Origin of the sequence: Microbacterium sp. NPDC077644 (assembly GCF_040702785.1) — a bacterium.
In the GTDB taxonomy this organism is placed as follows: domain Bacteria; phylum Actinomycetota; class Actinomycetes; order Actinomycetales; family Microbacteriaceae; genus Microbacterium.
On sequence record NZ_JBFBME010000003.1, the window covers coordinates 354,368 to 375,183 of the forward strand.

The window sequence follows — 20,816 nt, forward strand, 5'->3', positions numbered from 1 at the left end:
ACGCGTTGAGCGAGCGTCAGCGAGTCGAAACGGCACCGTGCTCTTCGCACGGCACCGCATCGCACTGCTCGCAGACGACGAACTGCCTCCGGCACGATGCATCCGGGCAGTTCGCGGTGCGCTTGGTCGCGTCTCCGCATCCGGCGCACACCCCGACGACGGCCGCGTGATCGCTGAAGTCGACCGAGCCGCGCTTGTCGAACACGTACAGCGACCCCTCCCACAGCCCGTCGTCCCCGTACTCCTCGCCGTAGCGGACGATCCCGCCGTCGAGCTGGTACACCTCGCCGAACCCGCGCGAGACCATGAGACTCGAGAGCACCTCGCAACGGATACCGCCCGTGCAGTACGTGACCACCGGCTTGCCCTTGAGATCGTCGTACGCGCCGGAGTCGAGAAGCCGCACGAAGTCGCGGGTCGTCTCGACGTCGGGGACGACCGCGCCGCGGAACCGGCCGATCTCGGCCTCGAGCGCGTTGCGGCCGTCGAAGAAGACGACGTCGTCGCGCGACTCGACGAGGTCGTGGAGGCTCTCGGGCGAGAGGCGAATGCCGCCTCCGACGACACCGTTCTCGTCGACACGGAGCTCGTCGGGCGCGCCGAACGAGACGATCTCATGGCGCACCTTCACGCTGAGCTTCGGGAAGTCGATGCTGAGGCCGTCGGCGTCGAGCCCGGTCCCCTCGCTCCACTTGAGATCCACGGTCTTGAACGGGTCGTAGGAGCGGAACGAGCGCGCCCATTTCTTCAACGCACGGAGGTCGCCGCCGAGCGTGCCGTTGATGCCGTGCTGCGAGATGAGCACACGACCGCGGAGTCCGAGCGCCTCGCCGAGGTCGCGCTGCCACACCCGGATCGCGTCGGGGTCGGCGAGGGGCGCGAAGACGTAGAACAGGACGATCTTGGGTGTGCTCACCTGGAGATTGTAGGCGGCGCGGCTCCGGGCCCGCTTCGAGCTCAGTACACGCGGCCGGCCGCGCATCCCTCGGTGTCGCCGGTGGTGCCGGTCACCTCGCCCGGCAAGGTGACGGGCTCCTGGTCGGGCGTCGCGGATGCCGTGGGCGCCGGCGTGCCCGTCTCGGGGGTCTCCGGGGCGGGCGTCTCGGGATCCGGAGTCTCGCCGCCCTCGTCGGCGAGCGCCAGCGGCTCGTTCTTCTCGAGCGCGTCGAAGAGGGCTGCGGCCGCGTCGGGCAGCGGGTCGAGCCGGTTGGCGTCGACGACGGAGGTCGTCGCGGGGTACTGCACGAAGACGTAGTCGCTGATCGGGATGTCCTTCAGCGCGAGCCCCATCTGCGCCAGCGTGACCGGGTTGGTCAGGCTCGTACTCGGGTCGACGGCCGAGAGGATCGTCCTGGCGAGTCGCAGCAGCAGCGCCGGGTCGCTGAGCACCTGCTCGCTGGTGATCTTCCGAACGAGGCTCGACATGTACAGCTGCTGGTTGCCGATGCGCGCGGTGTCGCTGCCGTCGGTCGTCGATTTGCGGGCGCGCAGGAACGCGAGCGCCTCGGCACCCTTGAGCTCGTGGGTGCCCGCGGGCAGGTCGATGCCGGAATCGGCATCCTTCATGGGCGTCGCCAGGCACACCTCGACGCCGCCGATCGCGTTGGTGACGTCGATCACACCACCCCAGTTGATGGATGCCGCGTACCCGATGTCGAGCCCGGTGAGGTTCTCGACCGTCGCCACCGAGCAGGCCAGGCCTCCGGTGCCGAACGCCGAGTTGATCATCTGCCCGTACGCCTCGTACGTCTGGTTGCCGTTCGCGTCCGTGCAGGAGGGGATGTCCACGAGCAGGTCGCGCGGGAAGCTCACGACCGTGACCCTGCGCGGGGGCTCGGAGATGTGGACGACCATGAGCACGTCGCTGCGGACGCCGTCTTCGGCGTCGGTGCAGCGGTCGCCGAACTGGGCCGCGTACTCGGGTTCGCAGTTGTCGGTGCCGGCGATGAGGATGTTCGCGCTGCCCTCGAATTCCGAGAAGGCCGGCGGCTGCTCGCCCTGCAGCTCGACGGCGTCCTCGCCGAAGGTGCCGCTGAGGTCGATGTACAGCCATGCGGTCACGCCGATCGCCGCGACGAGCACGACGGCGAGACCGATCCCGAGCGCCTTGAGCAGCCGACGCCCCCGGGATGGCTTCTGCTGTCCGTGGCGCGCGGTCGTGCGTCGAGGCGACTGCCGATTCATGCGGTCAGCCTATCCGGGCGGCCAGAGCGAGCCTGGGAGCGTCACGGGTGCCCGACACGATCGGCTAGACTGTTCAGGTTGTTCCCTGGTGACGTGTCCGAGCGGCCGAAGGAGCACGCTTGGAAAGCGTGTGTTGTGCAAGCAACCGCGGGTTCGAATCCCGCCGTCACCGCCAGACGAATGAAGGGCCTCCGCGCAGCGGGGGTCCTTCATTCGTTAATCCAGTGCTGGGGATTCGGGAGGCACGAGCGCAGCGAGTCGGATGCCGTAGACCAGCGTGCCCTGCTCGGCGGGGAGCCGCTGCATCCCGATCCGCTCGTAGAACGCCGCCGCTGCCGTGTTCGCCGGGTCCATGCCCAGGTGCAGACCCGGCACGCCGCGGCGACGCAGTTCGGCGAACAGCGTCTGGATGAGCCGGCGCCCCGTCCCCTGCCCCTGTGCCTCGGGCAGCAGATCGATGTGCAGGTGCGCGGGATACTTGGCGGCGTACGGTTCCAGCCCGACGCCGCGCACGTAAGCGAGTTCGATGATCCGCTCCTCGAGCGAGCGCGGCGCCGCCGGACGGGGGAACCGGTCGGCGAAGCGCGGCCACCACTCATCGCGGAACCACCGCTCGAAGCCGTCCGTGTCGTCCGTCGCCACGATGTAGCCGACCACGGTCCCGTCGCCCGATTCGACGACCCAGGCGAGATCGGGATGCCGCTCCACGTACGGCACGGCGAAGATCAGCCCCCACAGCTCGTCGTCGTCGAACAGACCGGTGGCGTCCTGCCCAGCATCCGCGGTGCGGACGCAGACCTCGACAAGAGCCTCGCGGTCCTCGAAACGATAGGGGCGGATGCCGATCACCGAGGCGGCTCCCGCCCCGGCAGGTTGGGCTCGCGTCCGCGCGAGCGCGCCCACGTCAGCGCGAATCCCGCCAGCACCAGCGTGACTCCGACACCCACCAGCATCCCGCCGACCGTATCACTGAGCCAGTGCACGGAGACGAGAGTTCGCGACAGGGCCATAGCGAGCGTCCACGCGACGGCGACGATAAGCACCCACAACCGCGGGAACAGCACGACGGCGAGCGTCGCGAGCGTCGCCGCGTTCGCCGTATGCCCGCTCGGGAATGAACCGTAGTCCGACAGGACCAGCATGTCCTCCGGCCGGGCGCGCCCGAACACGCTCTTGAGCAGTTGCACGACCGCCACGCTGATCAGCATCGTCGCGGCGGCGAACACGGCGGCCCGCCATCGCCGGGCCAGAAGCAGAGCCGCGATGACCACGAGCGGGATCAGGTACTTCGCGACCCATCCACCGCCGAGGCGGTCGAGCACGTGCGCGACGTCGAGGAGGACCGGGGTGCGGATGTCGCCCATCAGCGTGTTCCACGCCACGTCCGCGGCCGTGGCTCCGACGCCGCCCCAGGTCACGAAGACGCCGAGCACGACGGCGACGACGAGCGCACCGCTCCCCCACCACAGCAGAACCGGACGCATCATCCGGCCATTGTGCCCGATCCCGGGCGCACGCGGGGTATGTCGCTCAGCGTGTGGAGCGAGCGACACCCTGCTCGAGGTCGGCGATCAGATCCGCGATGTCCTCGATCCCCACCGACAGACGCACGACATTCTCGGGGACGGCGAGCTCCGTGCCGCGCACGGATGCGTGCGTCATGTCCGGCGGGTAGCCGATCAGCGACTCGACGCCGCCGAGCGACTCCGCGAGCTGGAACAGCTCGGTGGACTCGGCGAAGGCGCGCGCCGCATCCGCACCACCGGCGAGGCCCAGTGACAGCATCCCGCCGAAACCGCTCATCTGCGACGCTGCGATCTCGTGACCGGGGTGGGAGGCGAGCCCCGGGTAGTACACGGTCTCGAACTCCGGCCGAGCCGCCGCCCATTCGGCGATGGCCTGCGCGTTGGCGCTGTGCTGCCGCATCCGCACCGCCAGGGTCTTGATGCCGCGGGTCGTCAGCCACCCGTCGAGCGGAGCGGAGACGGCGCCCACGGCGAACTGCTGGAACTTCACCGGCTCGACGAATCGGTCGTCGCCGAAGATCACCGCTCCGCCGAGCACGTCGGAATGCCCGCCGAGGTACTTCGTGGTCGAGTGCACGACGAAGTCGGCGCCGAGGGCGAGCGGGTTCTGCAGTGCCGGGGACGCGAACGTGTTGTCGACGACGACGAGGACGCCGGCGGCGTGGGCGATCTCGACCGTCTTCGCGATGTCGACGACCTTCAGCAGCGGGTTGCTGGGCGTCTCGATCCAGACAATCTTCGTCTCGGGGCGCAGCGCTCCGCGCAGGGCATCGGCGTCGCTGAGCTCGACGATCGTCGACTCGATGCCCCATGCCGCGTGCACCTTGGTCAGCAGCCGGTACGTTCCGCCGTAGACGTCGTTGCCGAGCACGACATGATCACCGGGCTTCAGGATGCCGCGCAGCAGCGCGTCCTCGGCCGCGAGGCCCGAGGAGAACGACAGGGCCCTGATGCCGCCCTCGAGCGCTGCGAGCTGCGTCTCGAGCGAGGTGCGCGTCGGGTTGCCGGCGCGGTTGTACTCGTAGCCGTCGCGGAAGCCGCCGATGCCGTCCTGCACGTGCGTGGAGGCCTGGTAGATCGGCGGGATGATCGCTCCGGTGACCGGGTCGGGTTCTTGACCGGCGTGGATGGCGCGAGTGGCGAAGGCGTGATCGGACATGCCTTCAGCCTACGTCCGGCGAGAAACTTGTGCTCCCGCGTTACGACCGGAGTCAGCGTGCGAGATAAGCGACGAGGTCCTGCCGCGTGAGCACCGTGTGCGGGCGTCCGTCGACGGTGACGAGCAGCGCATCGGCGTCGGCGAGCGCCGCTCTCGCCTGCTCGACGGAGGCATGGATGCCGATGAGCGGAAGCGGCTCGCCGACGTGATCCGCGAGCGCGTCGGTCGGCTTCGCTCCGCCGCGGAAGAGCAGGTCGAGAAGACCGCGTTCGTCCACGGTGCCGACGACCTCACCCATCATCACCGGCGGCTCCGCACTGAGCACGACGAGCTGCGAGACGCCGTACTCGGTCATCACGGCGATCGCGTCGTGCACGGTCTCACTCGGGTGGACGTGCACGAGATCGGGGATCGCCGTCGATCCCTGAGCCTGTCGAAGGGTCGCACGCCGGGTGCTGAGCACGTCGGCGACGGTTTCTCCGGGCTCGACATCGCTGAAGCCGTAGGAGCGCATCCACGCGTCGTTGAAGATCTTGCCGAGGTACCCGCGACCGCCGTCCGGCAGCAGCACGACCATGACAGCATCCGCAGGCAGGCCCTTGGCGACGCGCAGCGCGCCGGCGACGGCCATGCCGCTGGACCCGCCGACGAGGATCCCCTCCTCGCGGGCGAGCCGGCGCGTCATCGCGAACGACTCGGCGTCGTCGACCGCGACGATCTCGTGCGGAACGGCCGGGTCGTAGGCTCCGGGCCAGATGTCCTCGCCCACGCCCTCGACGAGGTACGGGCGCCCGGTGCCGCCCGAGTACACGCTTCCCTCGGGGTCGATGCCGACGATGCGCACCCGGTCGTCCGACACGTCGCGCAGATAGCGGCCCGTCCCGGTGATCGTGCCGCCCGTGCCGACGCCCGCGACGAAGTGGGTGATGCGGCCGTCGGTGTCGCGCCAGATCTCGGGTCCGGTCGTCTCGTAGTGGCTCCGCGGTCCGTTCGGGTTCTCGTACTGGTTCGGCTTGAACGCGCCGGGGATCTCCCTGGCGAGGCGGTCGCTGACGGCGTAGTAGGACTCGGGGCTGTCGGGGGCGACCGACGTGGGCGTCATGACGATCTCGGCGCCGTAGGCGCGCAGCACGTCGATCTTGTCCTCGCCGACTTTGTCCGGCAGTACGAACACGCACTTGTAACCCCGTTGCTGGGCCACCAGGGCCAGGCCGACGCCGGTGTTGCCGCTGGTGGGTTCGACGATCGTGCCGCCGGGCTTCAGGTCGCCGGATTCCTCGGCCGCGTCGATGATGCGCCGGGCGATGCGATCCTTCGCCGACCCCCCGGGGTTGAGGTACTCGAGCTTGACGAGCACGGTGCACTCCACGCCCTCTGTGACGTGCTGCAGCTTCACGAGGGGCGTGTTGCCGACGAGGTCGACGATGTGCTCGGCGTAGTCCATGCCTCAAGGGTACGGGCAGCGGATGCCGCGTTACGGTCGGCATCCGCTGCCCGTCCGCTACCCCTTCGTCGACCCCGCCAGCAGGCCCCGCACGAAGTACCGCTGCAGGGCGAAGAACACGATCAGCGGAACGATGATCGACACGAACGCGCCGGCCGTGAGCAGATACCAGCCTTCACCGCGGCCGGTGATCTCGGCCAGAACCTTCGTGATCGGGGCAGCCGCCCCATCGGCGAACACGAGCGCGACGAGCAGGTCGTTCCACACCCACAGGAACTGGAAGATCGCCACGGATGCGATCGCCGGCATCGTCAGCGGCAGCACGATCCGGAAGAAGATCTGACCGCGGGACGCGCCGTCCACGCGTGCTGCCTCGATGATCTCGCCCGGGATCTCGGACATGAAGTTGTGCAGCAGGTAGATGGCCAGTGGCAGCGCGAACATCGAGTGCGCGATCCACACCTGCGCGTACCCCTGCGATGCGTCCAGCCCGAGCGTGACCTGGAGGCCGAACAGATTGATGCCGCGGGAGAACGACGTCAGCAGCGGGACGAGAGCCATCTGGATCGGAACGATCTGCAGCGCGAACACGAAGATGAACAGCGCGTTGCGGCCCTTGAAGTCGATCCACGCGAACGCGTAGGCGGCCATCGCGGCGATCATCAGCGGGATGACCGTGGCGGGGATGCTGATCGCGATCGAGTTGACGAACGACTGGAGGATCGTCAGCTGGGTCGTCCCCGACTCGAGCACGGCCGCGTAGTTGTCGAGCGTGAACTCGGGGTTGGTGAAGATCGTCCACCAGCCGGTCGAGTCGATCGCATCTCGCGGTCGCAGCGACGAGATGAACAGTCCCAGCGTCGGAACCGTCCACAGAACGGCGATGACGATCGATGCCGCCGATGCCCACGGACGGGAGAGCTTCTTCCGGACGCGCCCCGCCGATGCATCCAGCCGACCACCGGTGGTGATCGTCATGGTCTCGGCGGCGGGCGCCTTCATCGTGTCGCTCATCGCACCTCCCGCTGCTTCTTGATCTGGCGCGCGTTGTAGATGACGATCGGCAGCACCAGGATGAACAGGATCACGGACAGGGCCGCGGAGCGGCCTATCTCGAACTTCGTGAACTGCGTGTACATCTCGTTCGCGAGAACGCTCGTGCCGTAGTTGCCGCCGGTCATCGTGCGGACGATGTCGAAGACCTTCAATGAGGCGATCGAGATCGTCGTGAGCACGACGATGAGGGCGGGTCGGATCGATGGGATCGTCACCGACCGGAACCGCTGCCAGGCGTTGGCGCCGTCGAGTTCGGCGGCTTCGAGCAGCTCGGTCGGAACGCCCTTGATCGACGCCGAGAGCACGACCATCGCGAATCCGGTCTGCACCCAGATCAGCACTACGATCAGGGCCAGGTTGTTCCACGGCCCGTCGAGCAGGAACTGCTGCGGCTGCCCGCCGAACCAGACGATGATCTGGTTGAGCAGTCCGATCTGCTCGAACTCGGGGCCGCGGTAGGCGTACATGAACCGCCAGATGATGCTCGCGCCGACGAACGAGATCGCCATCGGCATGAAGACGAGGACCTTGTAGATCTTCTCCCCACGGGTCCGGTCGATGAACACGGCGTATGCCAGCCCGACCATGGTCGACACGGTCGGGACGAGGAGGACCCAGACCACGGTGTTCACCACCGAGGTGATCCCCTCGGACTGGGTGAAGATCCACGCGTAGTTGGTAAGACCGACGAACCGGTCGCCGGTCGAGTTCCAGAACGACGCGTAGATCGTCTGGATCGACGGGAGGATGAGCCCGACCAGCAGCAGGAGCATGGCCGGCGCCATGAAGGCGATGAGCTGGATCAGGTACCCGGCACCGTCGCGCGAGCGGTAGTCCAGCAGGAAGAACAGGGCTCCGACGACGACGGCGACTCCCATCGCCCAGTAGTAGGAGTTGAAGAACCACATCACCGCGAGCGGGATGAGCAGGCACATCGCCAGGCGGATGCCGGTGTACAGCCGGCCCTTCCGCGGGGCGATGTCCACGAGCAGCAGGATCACGGCGACCACGATCGCGAACGCGATCACCACCGCCACGGCCTGCAGGACCGGCGGCAGCCGCCCGATCCAATCGAAGAACACAGTCGCGTTCACGGGGTCTCCTTCACGAAGCGGAGCAGATCATCGCGCGCGATGCTGCGCGCTCCCTGTGGAGGGCCGCCGCAGCGGCGGCCCTCCACAGGTGATGGATCAGCTGCTGGGCCAGCCGGTCTCGATCTGCGTGAGCACCTCGTCGGTCGAGTCGCCGTTGACCCACGAGACCATGCCCTTCCAGAACGTGCCGGCCCCGACGGCGCTGGGCATCAGGTCGCTCGCGTCGAAGCGGAACGTGGTCGCCTCGTCCTGCAGGATCTTGATGGTCTCCTGGAGGATCGGGTCCTGGGCGTTCGCCGGGTCGAGCCCGTTGTTGGCCGAGGTGACGCCACCCAGGCTCACGCGGCTGTTCGCCCACTCGGGGCTGGACAGGTACGCGAGCACCTGCTGGGTCGCCGCCGAGTCGCTGAACGCGCCGACGATCTCGCCGCCGCCGGTGACGGTGGTCTCGCCCGCCGACTCACCGGGGAGGATGAACGCCCACACGTCGCCGTCCTCGGCGACGTTCGTCCCCTCGGGAAAGAAGCCCGACAGGAACGACGCCTGGTGGGTGAGCGCGCACTCGCCGCTCGCGATCGCCGGTGCGACGTCGCCGAACGCGGTCGAGTTGATCGAGCGCACGTCGCCGAAGCCCGCGTTGACGTAGTCCGGGTTCAGCAGCAGCTCGCCGACGGAGTCGAAGGCCTGCTTGATCTGCGGGTCGGTGAAGGGGACCTCGCCTGCCGCCCACTGGTCGTACACGTCGGTGCCGGCCTGGCGGAGCACGTAGTCCTCGATCCAGTCGGTACCGGGCCAGCCGGTCGCGACGCCCGATTCGAAGCCGGCGCACCACGGTGCCGAGCCGCTCTTGGCCTGGATATCGGCGGTGAGCGTGTTGAGCTCCTCGAGCGTCTGAGGAACTTCGACGCCCCATTCGTCGAACTTCGTCGGCGAGTACCAGATCCAGCCCTTGACGCTGGCCATCAGCGGGGCGCCGTAGAACGTGTCGCCGACGGTGCCGTAGTTCACCCAGTCCTCGGTCCAGTACTCGTTGGCGTTCTGCTGAACCTCCTCGGGAGCGGGCTTGAGGAAGTCGCGCGAGGCGAAGTCCGCGAGCAGGCCCGGCTGCGGGAAGATGGCGATGTCCGGCGGGTTGCCACCCTGCGCGCGCGTGCCGAGCTGAGCCTCGAAGTCCTGGCTTCCCTCGTACTTGATCTCAATGCCGGTCTCCTCTTCGAAGTCCGCCCAGGACTCCTGCAGGAGTTCGGCCTCGCCGTCGACGATGGTGCCGTAGATGGTGACGGTCTCGCCCGAGACGTCCTCGTTGCCGCCGTCTCCGCCGCCTTCCGGTGCACCCGGAGCGCCGCATCCCGCCAGGGCGATGCCCGCGGCCCCCAGCAGGGCGATCGGCGCCAGGCGCCGGTAACGCTGTGACTGTGCCATGTGATTTCTCCTCTTCGAGTTCACGTCCCCTGTGCGATCCACCACGCGCAGGCGCTGGATCGGGAACCGCTTCCAGGCCCAACATACTGGCCCGCGACGCCCCGGCACAATGGGGGCAGATCACAAGCTGGCAACCATTGGATCCGGCTCGGTGTCGGGAATGGGAGCGCTACCACGGCATCCAGTGTGGAACCGGTTCCCTTCGCTGATCCGAACCGCTACGCTGTGCACGGGCGCATCGGGGCGCTCGGCTCGTCAGGAGGCAGCATGAGCACGATCGCGGACGTCGCCGCTCGTGCCGGCGTATCGAAGGCCACGGCGAGCCGCGCACTGAGTGGACGCGGATATGTGTCCCGTGCGACGCGGGACAAGGTCGAGTCGGCTGCGCAGGCGCTGTCGTACGCGGCGCACTCCTCGGCGACGAGTCTTGCGACCGGGCGCACGCAGACCGTCGGCGTCATCGTACCGGCGCTGGGGCGGTGGTTCTTCTCCGAACTGCTGGCGGGAGCTCAGGAGGCACTGCTCGACCGAGGGTACGACCTCGCCCTGTTCGCCGTCCCCGAGCACTCCGACTCCCGCCGGCCGATCTTCGACGACGTCCTCCCCCGCCGCCGGTACGACGGAATCATCGCCGCAGGGATCGAACCCCGAGCGTATGAGATGGCGCAGTTGCTCCGCATCCGCAGACCCGTGGTGTGCGTCGGACCCTACGTCGACGAGGTGAACGCCATCTCGATCGACGACGCTGCGGCCGCCGCCATCGCCACCGAGCATCTGATCGACCTCGGCCACACCGACATCGCCTTCATCGGCGGCGGCGCAGGCGACGCATCGAGCTTCGGCGACGCGCGGCGCGTGGCGGGATACCGAGCGGCCATGGATGCCGCGGGCCTGCAGCAGAATGTGCGGGTGAGCCCTGCGTCGGGAACCATGCCGAGCGGATTCGATGCCGCGGTCGACCTGCTCGGCAATCGGCGGACCCGCCCGACCGCGGTGGTCGGGGTGTGCGACGAAGTCGCGATCGGCGCGGTCATCGCCGCGCGCCGACTCGGGATCGCCGTGCCCACTGCGCTCAGCGTCATCGGCATCGACGACCACCAGCACGCCGCGATGTTCGCGCTGACGACCATCCGGCAGCAGCCCCGCGAACAGGGGCACGAGGCCGTGCGCATGCTCATGCGCGGCCTCGAGGACCCGGATGCCGCCCACGAGCACATCACCGCGGCATCCGCCCTCGTCGTGCGCAACTCGACCGCCGCACCCCGCTGAGGCACCGGGCCGGAACGCACGAATGCCCCGAGCCGGAGCCCGGGGCATTCGTCGAAGACGCGATTACTTGAGGGTAACCGTGGCGCCGGCGGCCTCCAGGGCCTCCTTCGCCTTGTCAGCGGTCTCCTTGTTGGCGCCCTCGAGGACGGCCTTGGGAGCACCGTCGACGACGGCCTTGGCCTCGCCGAGGCCGAGCGAGGTGAGCTCGCGGACAGCCTTGATGACCTGGATCTTCTTGTCGCCGGCAGCCTCGAGGATGACGTCGAACGAGTCCTTCTCCTCCTCGGCAGCGGCGTCGCCGCCTGCAGCACCGGCGCCGGCAACGGCGACGGGGGCAGCAGCGGTGACGTCGAACTTCTCCTCGAACGCCTTCACGAACTCGCTGAGCTCGACGAGGGTCAGGTCTGCAAACTGCTCGAGCAGCTGCTCAGTGGTGAGCTTCGCCATGATGTATCTCCTAGATTGGTGGGGTTTGTGGAACGAGATCGCGGGTCGCTCACGCGGCCTGTGCGGTCTCCAGCTTTTCGCGAAGCGCGTCGATGGTCGCGGCAGCCTTGCCCATCGTCGCCTTCATCATGCCCGCAGCCTTCGCCAGCAGAACCTCACGGCTCTCGAGCGAGGCGTACTTGTTGACCTCGTCGGCGGTGAGGGCATTGCCCTCGAAAACGCCGCCCTTGATCACGAGAAGCGGGTTGGCCTTGGCGAAATCACGAAGAGCCTTCGCGGTGGCGACGAAGTCGCCGTGCACGAACGCGACGGCCGACGGACCCTTGAGGTCGTCGTCCAGCGCGGAGATCCCAGCCTTGTTGGCCGCGATCTTGGTCAGCGTGTTCTTCACCACGGCGTACTCAGCGTCCTGACGGATGCTGTTGCGCAGCTCCTTGAGCTGGGCAACCGTCAGACCGCGGTACTCGGTCAGCAGGACGGCGTTCGAGTTCTCGAATGACTTCGTGAGCTCGGCAACCGATGCATCCTTCTGCGCCATGGTCACTCCTTGGTGGGTACGGGATGCCTCACGTTCGTGAAGCATCGACCTGGACCGCCGCATACAAACAGAAACGCTCCGGCGCAAGCGACGGAGCGTGGAATCCAGTTTCCTGGAGAAACGATCATGTCCCTGCGCGGGCCCCTGCAGTGCAGTGCTTCAATCGACCTGCGCTTGCGCGCACGACGATGACCAGCGGTCTTCGGTTACGACAACTGTACCTCACCGGCCGACCTCCGCCCAAATCGCGGTCGTCAGCCGGCTCGCACGCCTCCCCGCCGGTGCGCGGCGCGACCGGAGTGTCCGGCGAGCGCGTCGGCGGCACGGACGAGCGCGAGGTGCGAGAACGCCTGCGGCATGTTCCCCGCCTGCCGCGCGCCGCCCACGTCGTACTCCTCCGAGAGCATCCCGACATCGTTCACCAGAGCGACGAGCCGGTCCATCAGCGCACGGGCGTCGACGACCCTGCCGCTGGCCGCGTACTGCTCGACGAGCCAGAAGCTGCAGGCGAGGAACGGATGCTCCGCACCATCGAGGCCGTCGACCCCCGAGGAGGTGCGGTACCGGAGCAGAAGCCCGTCACGCAGGAGCGTCTGCTCCATCCGCTCGACCGTACGGAGCATCCGGGGATCGTCGGCGTCGCAGAAGCCCACCTGCGGCAGCGTCAGCAGCGACGCATCCACCTCATCGGTCTCGTAGTGCTGCACGAAATACCCGTCGGCGTTCACGCCCCGCTGGTCGATCTCGGCCCGCAGACGGTCGCGCGCACCCTCCCAGCGGTTCGCGTCCCCGTCCATGCCGTGCTCGCGCACGGCGCGCACTCCCCGATCGAGAGCGGCCCACATCATCACACGCGAGTGCGTGAACAGGCGAAGAGGCCCGCGGATCTCCCAGATCCCGTTGTCCCTGCGGTCGAGGTCCGCCATCACGCGTTCGATCAGCGCCCGCTGCAGCGGCCACGAGAACGCCGACTCCTCGAGGCCGGCGAGCCGGGCGGCCTCGAGCGCCACGAGCACCTCCCCCAGCACATCGCCCTGGTACTGGCCGACCGCCCCGTTCCCGATCCGAACCGGCGCCGCGCCGTCATAACCGGGGAGGCTCGCCAGCTCGCGTTCGGCGAGGTCGCGTTCCCCCGCGATGCCGTACATGATCTGCACCTCGGCGGGTTCTCCCGCCACAGCCCGCAGCAGCCAGCGGCGCCAGTGGTGGACCTCCTCGAGGAATCCGTGGGCGATCAGCGACTCGAGCGTGAGCGCGGCATCGCGCAGCCAGACGTAGCGGTAGTCCCAGTTGCGGGAGCCGCCGAACTGCTCGGGAAGGGATGTCGTCACGGCCGCGACGATGCCTCCGGTGTCGCGATGGGTGAGCGCTCGCAGCACCAGCAGCGATCGCACGACGGCATCCGGATAGGGGCCGTCCCGGTCGATCGGGCTCGCCCAGCCCTGCCACCAGGCCCGCGTCCGTGCGATCGCGTCCTCCACCTCCAGCGGCGGCGGTTCGGCCTCGTACGAGGGATGCCACGTGAGGACGAGATCGCGGTTCTCCCCCTCTGCGACGGCGATGTGGGCGCTGTGCACGTGGTCGGATGCCGCGAGCGCGACGCCGCGGACGGTCACCGCGTCCGGTCCTGCCGTGGCGGTCAGCGCCGGGGCTCCTTCCTGCCCGAGCTGCCGCACCCAGGGCAGCGCCCGCGCGTAGTCGAAGTGCATGCGCAGTTCGGTGCGGAACTCGACCGTGCCCCGCACCCCGACGACTCGTCGCACGAGGTCGGTTCGGTCGTCGGTCATCGCCAGGAACTCGTGCACCTCGGCCGTGCCGCTGGGCGTCTCCCACCGCGTCACGAGGATGAACGTGTCGGGCTGGTACCGCCGCTGCATGGTCGCCGTGTCGTCGAGCGGACGCAGCGACCAGCATCCGTGCGTCGCATCCCCCAGCAGCGCGCCGAAGATCGACGGCGAGTCGAAACGCGGCAGACACAGCCAGTCGATCGCCCCGTCCCTGGACACGAGCGCCGCGGTGCGGCAGTCGCTGAGAAGCGCGTAGTCCTCGATTCGGGCCGGCATCGCCCGATTCTCGCACGCCCCTGGCCGCGGCGCACGACCTCGGGTTAGCGTGGGCGCATGGATGCTGCGACAACCCTCGTCGTCTTCGGAGCCACGGGCGATCTGGCCTCGCGCCTGCTGCTCCCCGCTCTCGGCCAGCTGCTCGTCACGGAGCAGGATCGGACGGTGCGCGTGATCGGCGCCGGCATCGAGGAGTCGACGACGGATCGGCTCGCCAAGGTGGTGCGCGCATCGTTCGCGACCGTGGATGCCGAGTCCGCGCTGGACCGCGTCGAGATCGAGTACCACCGGGCCGACATCACGAAGACCGCCGATCTCAAGCGGCTGCTGAAGGGGCTGGACGGTCAGGTCGCGCTCTACTTCGCCGTTCCGCCGGCGATCGCCGCGCGCGCCTGCGAGGCCATGACGGCCGACATGCTGCCGAAGGGCGTCATGCTCGCCCTGGAGAAGCCGTTCGGCACGGATGAGGCCGGCGCCCGCGCGCTGAACGCGCGTCTGGAAGCGCTGGTCCCCGAGACGCAGGTGTTCCGCGTCGACCACTTCCTGGGCAAGTCGACCACTCTGAACCTGCTGGGCGCACGATTCTCGAACCGGCTTCTCGAACCGCTGTGGTCGGCCGAGAGCATCGAATCGATCAGCATCGTGTACGACGAGAAGCTCGGTCTCGAGGGGCGAGCGGGGTACTACGACGGAGCCGGCGCGCTCGTCGACATGATCCAGAGTCACCTGCTGCAGGTGCTCGCGGTCGTAGCGATGGAGCAGCCGGCCACGATCGGCGAAGCCGACTTCCGCGAAGCGACCTCCGCCGTCCTGCGCGCGACCCGCGTGCGGGACGACGACCCGACGGCATCATCATGGCGAGCGCGGTACACGTCGGGGAGCGTCGACGGCTCGGACAAGCCGTCCTACGTCGACGAGCCGGGTGTCGATCCGCAGCGCGGCACGGAGACGCTCGCCCAGGCGACGTTCGAAGTGCGCAACGCCCGCTGGGCCGGCGTCCCGTTCACGCTGCGGTCCGGCAAGGCGATCGGCGACCCGGCCCGCGAGATCGTCGTGCGCTTCCGCGCGGTGCGGCACGTGCCGGAGGGGTTGCGCGGCTCCGCCGAGGGCGCGGTGCTGCGGTTCTCGTTGGGTCCGGACCGCATGTCGCTGGAGCTCAATCTCAACGGCGCGGACGACCCGCTCGTGCTGGAGAGGACGACACTGTCGGCCGAGCTCGGCGCCGGGCAGCTGCTCGCCTATGCCGAGGTGCTCTCCGGCATCCTCGACGCCGACCCGATGCTGTCGGTGCGCGGCGACGCGGCCGAGCGGTGCTGGCACATCGTGCAGCCGATCCTGGATGCCTGGCGCGCCGACGAGGTGCCGCTCGAGGAGTACGCGGCAGGGTCGACCGGTCCGGCGCGCTGGCCGTACGTGGGCTGATGGGACCGCCTCGGGCGACGACACCGTCTCGGAAGCCGGCATGTCCTCCACCCGGCGCGGCAGAGACTCGGAGGTCCGCGGCGGGAGGTAGCCTCGAGAGGTGACCCCGGAACTTCAGGCTCGAATCGTCGCGGACTCCCGCGATCGCGTCGCCTGGCTCCGGGCACGGGCGCGCGGCATCACCGCAACCGACGTCGCCGGGCTCTCCGGTGACAAGTCGATCATCCGTGCGGCGGACGCGAAGCTCGGCGGCGGAGCCCGCTTCGGGGGCAACGCCTACACCGACCACGGACGCCGGCGCGAGCCGGAGATCGCCGCATGGGTGGCCGCGACGCACGGCATCCGCCCGTCATCCGCGCTCTTCCGCGCCGAGGTCGAGCACCGTCATCTCGCCACTCCGGACGGCATCGTCCAGGATGCCGGCGGGCGCATCCTGCTCGCCGAGATCAAGACGACCAACAAGAACTGGCGCACCATCCCGCGGACGTACCTGCGCCAGGTGTGGTGGCAGCAGCACGTTCTGGGGGCCGACCGGACGCTGTTCGTCTGGGAGGAGCACGACGACTTCCGCCCCGTGGACGACGAGCCGCGCTGCGTGTGGATCGACCGCGACGAGCGCGAGATCGATCAGCTCGTCGGCCTCGCGACCCGCCTGATCGACGAGCTCTACCACCGGACGACGGGCAACCGGCCGCCGACCGCGCATCCCGAGACGCCGTCCCGTCGCGAGGCCCTTCGCGAGCGCGACGTCTTCCGCGCCCTCGCCCTGGCCGACTGAGGCGCCCCGACCGGACCGCCCGCGATCAGTGCCGGTAGGGCTCGAGCACAGCCCCGGCCTCGACTGCGACCTCGGCGGCGACGGCGTCGAGCAGGGCGGAGCGGAGGTTCCACTGCTGCCAGTGCAGCGGCACCCGGATCGGTTCGCCCCCGAGCGGAACGACGGCCCCCGATGCCAGCGCGTCGGCGAGCTGCGGGCCGGGCAGCATCCCCCACCCCAGTCCCAGGGCGACCGCCGCCGCGAAGTCGTGCGATGCCGGCACATAGTGCCGCGGCACGCCCTCGGCCTCGATCCCGCGCGCAGCGAGCCACTGCTGCTGCAGCGCGTCCCGGCGGTCGAAGTCGACGAAGGGCGCCCGGCGCAGTGCGTCATCGGTGACGCCGCCGGCGAACCAGCGCCGGGCGAACGCCCCAGTCGCGACCGCCTCGTACACGAGAACACCCAGCGGCGCGACGGAGCAACCGGTCACCGGGGTCGATTCCGACGTGACGGCCGCCATGACCTCGCCGGATTCGAGTAGTCGAGCGGTGAAGTTCTGGTCGTCTCTGTGCAGGTCGAAGTCGATGTCGTGGGTCTCGCTCAGCCGCGCGAGCGGCGCGAGGAACCACGTCGCCATGGAGTCGGCGTTCACGGCCAACGGCACGCTCGCCCGCCCGTCCGCGGCGTCGAGCCCGAGTCCGGCGAGCGTCTCGTGCTCGAGGAGCGCGATCTGCCGGGCCATGCGGACGACCGCCTCGCCCGAGGGCGTGGCCGTCGCCGGGCGCCCTCGGACGACGAGCACCCGGCCGAGCTGCTGCTCGAGGGATTTCAACCGCTGGCTGACCGCCGACGGAGTGATGCTGAGCGCCCGCGCCGCCGCTTCGAGGCTGCCGCCGTCGACGATCGCGGCCACCGTGGATGCGAGTTCCGGAGCGATCGACGCCATGAAGTCATGCTAATGGAAGATAAGAATCGTTCGCTGGTGCTTATGCGCAGCGTCTTCTAGCGTCGAAGGGTGCTCGCGTTCTTCTCCGGTCTCGGTCTCGGCCTCTCCCTCATCGTCGCCATTGGGGCGCAGAACGCCTATGTGCTTCGCCAGGGCATCCGGCGGGAGCACGTCCTGGCGGTCGTGATCATCTGCGCACTCTCCGACGCGGTGCTGATCGTCGCGGGCGTCGCGGGCCTCGGATTCGTCATCGAACGGATGCCGTGGCTCGTCGTGGTCGCGCAGTGGCTGGGCGCCGCCTTCCTGCTCGCCTACGGACTGCTCGCCGCCCGGCGCGCACTGCGCGGATCCGATGCGGGGCTGCACACGGATCCTGGTTCCCGGCCGCAGCCGGGCATCCGCCTCGCACCGGTCGCGCTCACGGTGCTCGCCCTGACCTGGCTCAATCCGCACGTGTATCTGGACACCGTCCTGATGCTCGGTTCGATCGCGGCGACGCACGGCGACGCGCGGTGGGTCTTCGCCGCGGGAGCCGTGTGCGCGAGCATCCTCTGGTTCACAGCCCTCGGGTACGGAGCCCGCCATCTCGGCCGGTGGCTCGACACCCCGCGCGCGTGGCGCATCCTCGACGGTGCGATCGCCGTGATCATGATAGCGATCGCCGTGAGCCTCGTCGTGCAGGCGGTCAGCGGCTGAGGTCGTCGCCGTCGAGCGGGCGCAGGATCCGCGCGAGGAAGCGTCGGGTGCGCTCGTGCCGCGGAGCCGTGAACAGCTGCTCCGGCGGCCCCTCCTCGAGCACGATGCCGCCGTCCAGGAACAGCACGTGATCCGCGGCCTCACGGGCGAACGCGAGCTCATGGGTGACGACCACCATGGTCCAGCCCTCGTCGGCGAGCTCCTTGATGACGAGGAGCACCTCACCGACGAGCTCGGGATCGAGGGCGCTGGTGGGCTCGTCGAACAGCAGCAGGTCGGGGCGCAGCGCCAGGGCGCGGACGATGCCGACGCGCTGCTGCTGACCGCCGGAGAGCTCGTGCGGGTAGGCGGTCTCCTTGTCGGCGAGGCCGACACGGGCCAGGAGCATCCGCGCGTCCGCGATCGCCTCGTCCTTCGGGCGCCCCTGAACGCGCCACGGACCCTCGATGACGTTCTGCAGGACGGTGAAGTGCGGGAAGAGATTGTGGTGCTGGAACACCATCGCCGAGCGGTCTCGCAGCGCGAAGCGCGTGGCTTTGCCGGGCCGGGTGGCGAAGTCGATCTCCGGTCCCCCGTCGACGGTGAGGATGCCGGCATCCGGAGTCTCCAGCCCGTTGAGCGAGCGGAGCACCGTGGTCTTGCCGGATCCGCTCGGGCCGATGAGCACGACGACCTCGCCGCGGTGGACGGTCAGGTCGAGACCCTTCAGGACCTCGTTCGAGCCGAAGCTCTTGTGCAGGCCACGGGCTGTGAGCAGCGGGCTGCCTGCGCGGCTCGGAAGAGCTGCGCTCTCAGACGGCGACATGGCGGTCGAGCCTCCTCTCGAGCAGGTTCTGCCCGGCCGAGAGGACCAGGCAGAACACCCAGTACACGAGCGCTGCGGTCAGGTACACGACCATGAACTTGTAGTTGAACGCGGCGATCTGCTGGGCGACGCGGAAGAGCTCGGTCACGAGGATGAGCGAGGTGAGCGAGGTGTCCTTCACGAGCGAGATGAAGGTGTTCGACAACGGAGGCACGGACACCCGAGCCGCCTGCGGCAGGATGACGCGCGTCAGCGCGCGGCTCCGCCCCATCCCGACCGTGTACGCGGCCTCCCACTGCCCCTTCGGGACGGAGAGGATCGCCGCGCGGATCACCTCAGCGGCATAGCCGCCGACGTTCAGCGACAGGGCGATGACGGCGCTCGGCCAGGGATCGACGACCACGCCGATGGACGGGAGCCCGTAGAAGATGACGAACAACTGCACCAGCAGAGGCGTGCCGCGGATGATCGAGATGTAGACCCGCGCGATCATCGAGAGGATGCGGTGCTCGGAGATCCGCATGAGTGCGGCACAGAGCGCGAGGGCGAGACCGATCGCGAACGAGATCAGTGCAAGCGGGATCGTGCTCACGAGCCCGGCGAGGGCGATGGGCCCCAACGAGCTGAGGAACACATCCCACAGGTCCATGATTACTCGGTGACGTCGGCGCCGAAGTACTTGTCGCTGATCTCGGCGAGCGTGCCGTCGGCGCGCAGTTCGTCGAGCGCTCCGCCGATCGCGTCGACGAGAGCCTGCTTGTCCTGGGTGAACGCGAACGCCGACAGCCCGGCTTCATCCGTCTCGGCGGCGATCTTGACCGAGGTGTCGCCCTCGGTCTGCTCGTAGTCGAGGAAGGTCAGCTTGTCGTTGATCGTGGCATCCACGCGACCCTGCTTGAGCAGGGAGATCGCCTGGGCCCAACCGTCGACGTTCTCGACCTTGGCACCGCTGGAGACCGCGAGCTCGTTCCAGTTGCTCGTGAGCGACTGGGCCGTCGTCTTGCCGTCGAGGTCGTCGAAGGACGAGATGGAGTCGTCGTCGGCGTTCACGACGATGACGCCCGGCGAGACCGTGTACGGCTCGCTGAAGAGGTAGTTCGCCTCGCGCTCGTCGTTGATGGTCACCTGGTTGGCGATGAGGTCGAAGCGCCCGGCATCGAGGCCGGCGAAGATCGCGTCCCACTGCGTCTCTTCGAAACGGACCTCGAGGTCGAGCTTCTCGGCGACCGCCTCGATGATCTCGACGTCGTAGCCGACGAGAGCGCCGGTGCCGTCACCCTCGTGGAAGCTGAACGGACGGTAAGTGCCCTCGGTCGCGACCGTCAGCGTACCGGGGGTGACGAGACCGTACTCGTCGCCGCCTTCCGGCGCCGTCTCACCCGTGCTCGTGCAGCCGGCGAGGGCCAGAGCTGCGATGGCGAGAACGGATGCTGCGGTGACGCGACGCGACATGTGTGAGGGACCTTTCTGGCCTTCTTCGCCTTGCGGCTGTTAACGCAAAATGGCCACCCTGCGTTGGGTGGCCATTTTGACTAAAAGGAGTCCGGCGGTGTCCTACTCTCCCACAGGGTCCCCCCTGCAGTACCATCGGCGCTGTGAGGCTTAGCTTCCGGGTTCGGAATGTGACCGGGCGTTTCCCTCACGCTATGGCCACCGAAACACTATTGATGTTTCAATCGTTGCATAACGAAAAAAGTATGTTTTCGTTTGCGGTTCTCGACCGTACATCGAGAACCACTCAGTGGACGCGGCATCAGAAAGAATTCGAACTGATGAAAATAAGGTGTTATCAAGTCATCGGCTTATTAGTACCAGTCAGCTCCACACGTTGCCGTGCTTCCACATCTGGCCTATCAACCCAGTCGTCTACTGGGAGCCTCTCGGACCGAAGTCCATGGAAGTCTCATCTTGAGGCCGGCTTCCCGCTTAGATGCTTTCAGCGGTTATCCATCCCGAACGTAGCTAATCAGCGGTGCTCCTGGCGGAAC

The 20,816-nt window shown here is 68.4% G+C and carries 20 protein-coding genes, 1 tRNA gene and 2 rRNA genes; 5 read left to right on the top strand and 18 right to left on the bottom strand.

What is annotated here, in order from left to right; genetic code table 11:
* Window positions 1-16: 16 nt before the first annotated feature.
* Together AB0269_RS13855 and AB0269_RS13860 are read right to left on the bottom strand one after the other, a co-directional pair.
* Window positions 17-916, bottom strand: coding sequence for a rhodanese-related sulfurtransferase (locus tag AB0269_RS13855; RefSeq protein ID WP_366211836.1), 900 nt, complete (start codon window positions 914-916; stop codon window positions 17-19).
* A gap of 41 nt (window positions 917-957) precedes the next feature.
* On the bottom strand, window positions 958-2,184 hold the full coding sequence (locus AB0269_RS13860) for an LCP family protein (RefSeq protein WP_366211837.1): 1,227 nt from the start codon (window positions 2,182-2,184) through the stop codon (window positions 958-960).
* An 87-nt stretch (window positions 2,185-2,271) separates the two neighbouring features.
* Here AB0269_RS13860 and AB0269_RS13865 point away from each other — a divergent pair.
* Window positions 2,272-2,359, top strand: a tRNA-Ser gene (locus AB0269_RS13865).
* Window positions 2,360-2,400: 41 nt separating this feature from the next.
* Here AB0269_RS13865 and AB0269_RS13870 read toward each other — a convergent pair.
* From AB0269_RS13870 to AB0269_RS13900, 7 genes are all read right to left on the bottom strand, one after another.
* A complete protein-coding gene (locus AB0269_RS13870) occupies window positions 2,401-3,033 on the bottom strand; it encodes a GNAT family N-acetyltransferase (RefSeq protein WP_366211838.1) in 633 nt (210 codons plus the stop codon).
* Window positions 3,030-3,671 (bottom strand): phosphatase PAP2 family protein, encoded by a 642-nt coding sequence (locus AB0269_RS13875; protein ID WP_366211839.1) that lies wholly within the window; start codon window positions 3,669-3,671, stop codon window positions 3,030-3,032. The genes AB0269_RS13870 and AB0269_RS13875 overlap by 4 nt, the downstream gene beginning before the upstream one ends.
* Before the next feature lie 43 nt (window positions 3,672-3,714).
* On the bottom strand, window positions 3,715-4,869 hold the full coding sequence (locus AB0269_RS13880) for a cystathionine gamma-synthase (protein WP_366211840.1): 1,155 nt from the start codon (window positions 4,867-4,869) through the stop codon (window positions 3,715-3,717).
* Window positions 4,870-4,921: 52 nt separating this feature from the next.
* Complete coding sequence (locus AB0269_RS13885) at window positions 4,922-6,313, bottom strand: cystathionine beta-synthase (RefSeq protein WP_366211841.1); 1,392 nt, start codon at window positions 6,311-6,313, stop codon at window positions 4,922-4,924.
* Window positions 6,314-6,370: 57 nt separating this feature from the next.
* Window positions 6,371-7,327 carry a carbohydrate ABC transporter permease gene (locus tag AB0269_RS13890; protein WP_366211842.1) on the bottom strand — a complete coding sequence of 319 codons (957 nt, stop codon included), beginning with the start codon at window positions 7,325-7,327 and terminating at the stop codon, window positions 6,371-6,373.
* Window positions 7,324-8,463 (bottom strand): sugar ABC transporter permease, encoded by a 1,140-nt coding sequence (locus AB0269_RS13895; protein WP_366211843.1) that lies wholly within the window; start codon window positions 8,461-8,463, stop codon window positions 7,324-7,326. Before AB0269_RS13895 ends, AB0269_RS13890 begins: the two co-directional genes overlap by 4 nt.
* 96 nt (window positions 8,464-8,559) lie before the next feature.
* A complete protein-coding gene (locus AB0269_RS13900; protein WP_366211844.1) occupies window positions 8,560-9,885 on the bottom strand; it encodes an ABC transporter substrate-binding protein in 1,326 nt (441 codons plus the stop codon).
* A gap of 267 nt (window positions 9,886-10,152) precedes the next feature.
* Here AB0269_RS13900 and AB0269_RS13905 point away from each other — a divergent pair, with 267 nt between their 5' ends.
* Window positions 10,153-11,154, top strand: coding sequence for a LacI family DNA-binding transcriptional regulator (locus AB0269_RS13905; protein ID WP_366211845.1), 1,002 nt, complete (start codon window positions 10,153-10,155; stop codon window positions 11,152-11,154).
* A gap of 63 nt (window positions 11,155-11,217) precedes the next feature.
* Here the strand turns inward: AB0269_RS13905 and rplL are convergent, their stop codons facing one another.
* The 3 genes from rplL to AB0269_RS13920 form a co-directional block, all read right to left on the bottom strand.
* Window positions 11,218-11,601 carry a 50S ribosomal protein L7/L12 gene (gene rplL, locus AB0269_RS13910; RefSeq protein ID WP_175985313.1) on the bottom strand — a complete coding sequence of 128 codons (384 nt, stop codon included), beginning with the start codon at window positions 11,599-11,601 and terminating at the stop codon, window positions 11,218-11,220.
* 49 nt (window positions 11,602-11,650) lie between these two features.
* Window positions 11,651-12,139: a 50S ribosomal protein L10 gene (gene rplJ, locus AB0269_RS13915; protein WP_175985310.1), complete on the bottom strand. Its 489-nt coding sequence runs from the start codon at window positions 12,137-12,139 to the stop codon at window positions 11,651-11,653.
* Between the two features lie 254 nt (window positions 12,140-12,393).
* Window positions 12,394-14,202, bottom strand: coding sequence for a glycoside hydrolase family 15 protein (locus tag AB0269_RS13920; RefSeq protein ID WP_366211846.1), 1,809 nt, complete (start codon window positions 14,200-14,202; stop codon window positions 12,394-12,396).
* A gap of 57 nt (window positions 14,203-14,259) precedes the next feature.
* On the opposite strand from AB0269_RS13920, the gene AB0269_RS13925 reads away from it, so the two are divergent.
* On the top strand, window positions 14,260-15,624 hold the full coding sequence (locus AB0269_RS13925) for a glucose-6-phosphate dehydrogenase (protein WP_366211847.1): 1,365 nt from the start codon (window positions 14,260-14,262) through the stop codon (window positions 15,622-15,624).
* 100 nt (window positions 15,625-15,724) lie between these two features.
* Entirely contained in the window at window positions 15,725-16,402 is a 678-nt protein-coding gene (locus AB0269_RS13930; RefSeq protein WP_366211848.1) for a YqaJ viral recombinase family protein, read from the top strand.
* 25 nt (window positions 16,403-16,427) lie between these two features.
* Here the strand turns inward: AB0269_RS13930 and AB0269_RS13935 are convergent, their stop codons facing one another.
* On the bottom strand, window positions 16,428-17,327 hold the full coding sequence (locus AB0269_RS13935; RefSeq protein ID WP_366211849.1) for a LysR family transcriptional regulator ArgP: 900 nt from the start codon (window positions 17,325-17,327) through the stop codon (window positions 16,428-16,430).
* A 69-nt stretch (window positions 17,328-17,396) separates the two neighbouring features.
* Between AB0269_RS13935 and AB0269_RS13940 the strand changes: the two genes are divergently transcribed.
* Window positions 17,397-18,023, top strand: coding sequence for a LysE/ArgO family amino acid transporter (locus tag AB0269_RS13940; protein WP_366211850.1), 627 nt, complete (start codon window positions 17,397-17,399; stop codon window positions 18,021-18,023).
* On the opposite strand, the gene AB0269_RS13945 is transcribed toward AB0269_RS13940, so the two are convergent.
* The 5 genes from AB0269_RS13945 to AB0269_RS13965 all read right to left on the bottom strand — a co-directional run.
* Window positions 18,013-18,828, bottom strand: a complete 816-nt coding sequence (locus AB0269_RS13945) for an amino acid ABC transporter ATP-binding protein (RefSeq protein ID WP_366211851.1) — start codon at window positions 18,826-18,828, stop codon at window positions 18,013-18,015. The genes AB0269_RS13940 and AB0269_RS13945 overlap by 11 nt on opposite strands.
* On the bottom strand, window positions 18,815-19,477 hold the full coding sequence (locus AB0269_RS13950; protein WP_366211852.1) for an amino acid ABC transporter permease: 663 nt from the start codon (window positions 19,475-19,477) through the stop codon (window positions 18,815-18,817). The genes AB0269_RS13945 and AB0269_RS13950 overlap by 14 nt, the downstream gene beginning before the upstream one ends.
* Before the next feature lie 2 nt (window positions 19,478-19,479).
* Window positions 19,480-20,280, bottom strand: a complete 801-nt coding sequence (locus AB0269_RS13955) for an amino acid ABC transporter substrate-binding protein (protein ID WP_366211853.1) — start codon at window positions 20,278-20,280, stop codon at window positions 19,480-19,482.
* 89 nt (window positions 20,281-20,369) lie between these two features.
* Window positions 20,370-20,486, bottom strand: a 5S ribosomal RNA gene (gene rrf / locus AB0269_RS13960).
* A 127-nt stretch (window positions 20,487-20,613) separates the two neighbouring features.
* A 23S ribosomal RNA gene (locus AB0269_RS13965) occupies window positions 20,614-20,816 on the bottom strand; the annotation flags it as partial.

Excerpts from the sequence above, each read along its gene's own strand:
- AB0269_RS13885 (WP_366211841.1), bottom strand. The coding sequence starts at position 6,313 with ATGGACTACGCCGAGCACATCGTCGACCTCGTCGGCAACACGCCCCTC.
- AB0269_RS13925 (WP_366211847.1), top strand. The coding sequence starts at position 14,260 with ATGGATGCTGCGACAACCCTCGTCGTCTTCGGAGCCACGGGCGATCTG.
- AB0269_RS13905 (WP_366211845.1), top strand. The coding sequence starts at position 10,153 with ATGAGCACGATCGCGGACGTCGCCGCTCGTGCCGGCGTATCGAAGGCC.
- AB0269_RS13860 (WP_366211837.1), bottom strand. The coding sequence starts at position 2,184 with ATGAATCGGCAGTCGCCTCGACGCACGACCGCGCGCCACGGACAGCAG.
- AB0269_RS13935 (WP_366211849.1), bottom strand. The coding sequence starts at position 17,327 with ATGGCGTCGATCGCTCCGGAACTCGCATCCACGGTGGCCGCGATCGTC.
- rplL (WP_175985313.1), bottom strand. The coding sequence starts at position 11,601 with ATGGCGAAGCTCACCACTGAGCAGCTGCTCGAGCAGTTTGCAGACCTG.
- AB0269_RS13920 (WP_366211846.1), bottom strand. The coding sequence starts at position 14,202 with ATGCCGGCCCGAATCGAGGACTACGCGCTTCTCAGCGACTGCCGCACC.
- AB0269_RS13900 (WP_366211844.1), bottom strand. The coding sequence starts at position 9,885 with ATGGCACAGTCACAGCGTTACCGGCGCCTGGCGCCGATCGCCCTGCTG.
- rplJ (WP_175985310.1), bottom strand. The coding sequence starts at position 12,139 with ATGGCGCAGAAGGATGCATCGGTTGCCGAGCTCACGAAGTCATTCGAG.
- AB0269_RS13955 (WP_366211853.1), bottom strand. The coding sequence starts at position 20,280 with ATGTCGCGTCGCGTCACCGCAGCATCCGTTCTCGCCATCGCAGCTCTG.
- AB0269_RS13890 (WP_366211842.1), bottom strand. The coding sequence starts at position 7,327 with ATGAGCGACACGATGAAGGCGCCCGCCGCCGAGACCATGACGATCACC.
- AB0269_RS13950 (WP_366211852.1), bottom strand. The coding sequence starts at position 19,477 with ATGGACCTGTGGGATGTGTTCCTCAGCTCGTTGGGGCCCATCGCCCTC.
- AB0269_RS13875 (WP_366211839.1), bottom strand. The coding sequence starts at position 3,671 with ATGATGCGTCCGGTTCTGCTGTGGTGGGGGAGCGGTGCGCTCGTCGTC.
- AB0269_RS13945 (WP_366211851.1), bottom strand. The coding sequence starts at position 18,828 with ATGTCGCCGTCTGAGAGCGCAGCTCTTCCGAGCCGCGCAGGCAGCCCG.
- AB0269_RS13880 (WP_366211840.1), bottom strand. The coding sequence starts at position 4,869 with ATGTCCGATCACGCCTTCGCCACTCGCGCCATCCACGCCGGTCAAGAA.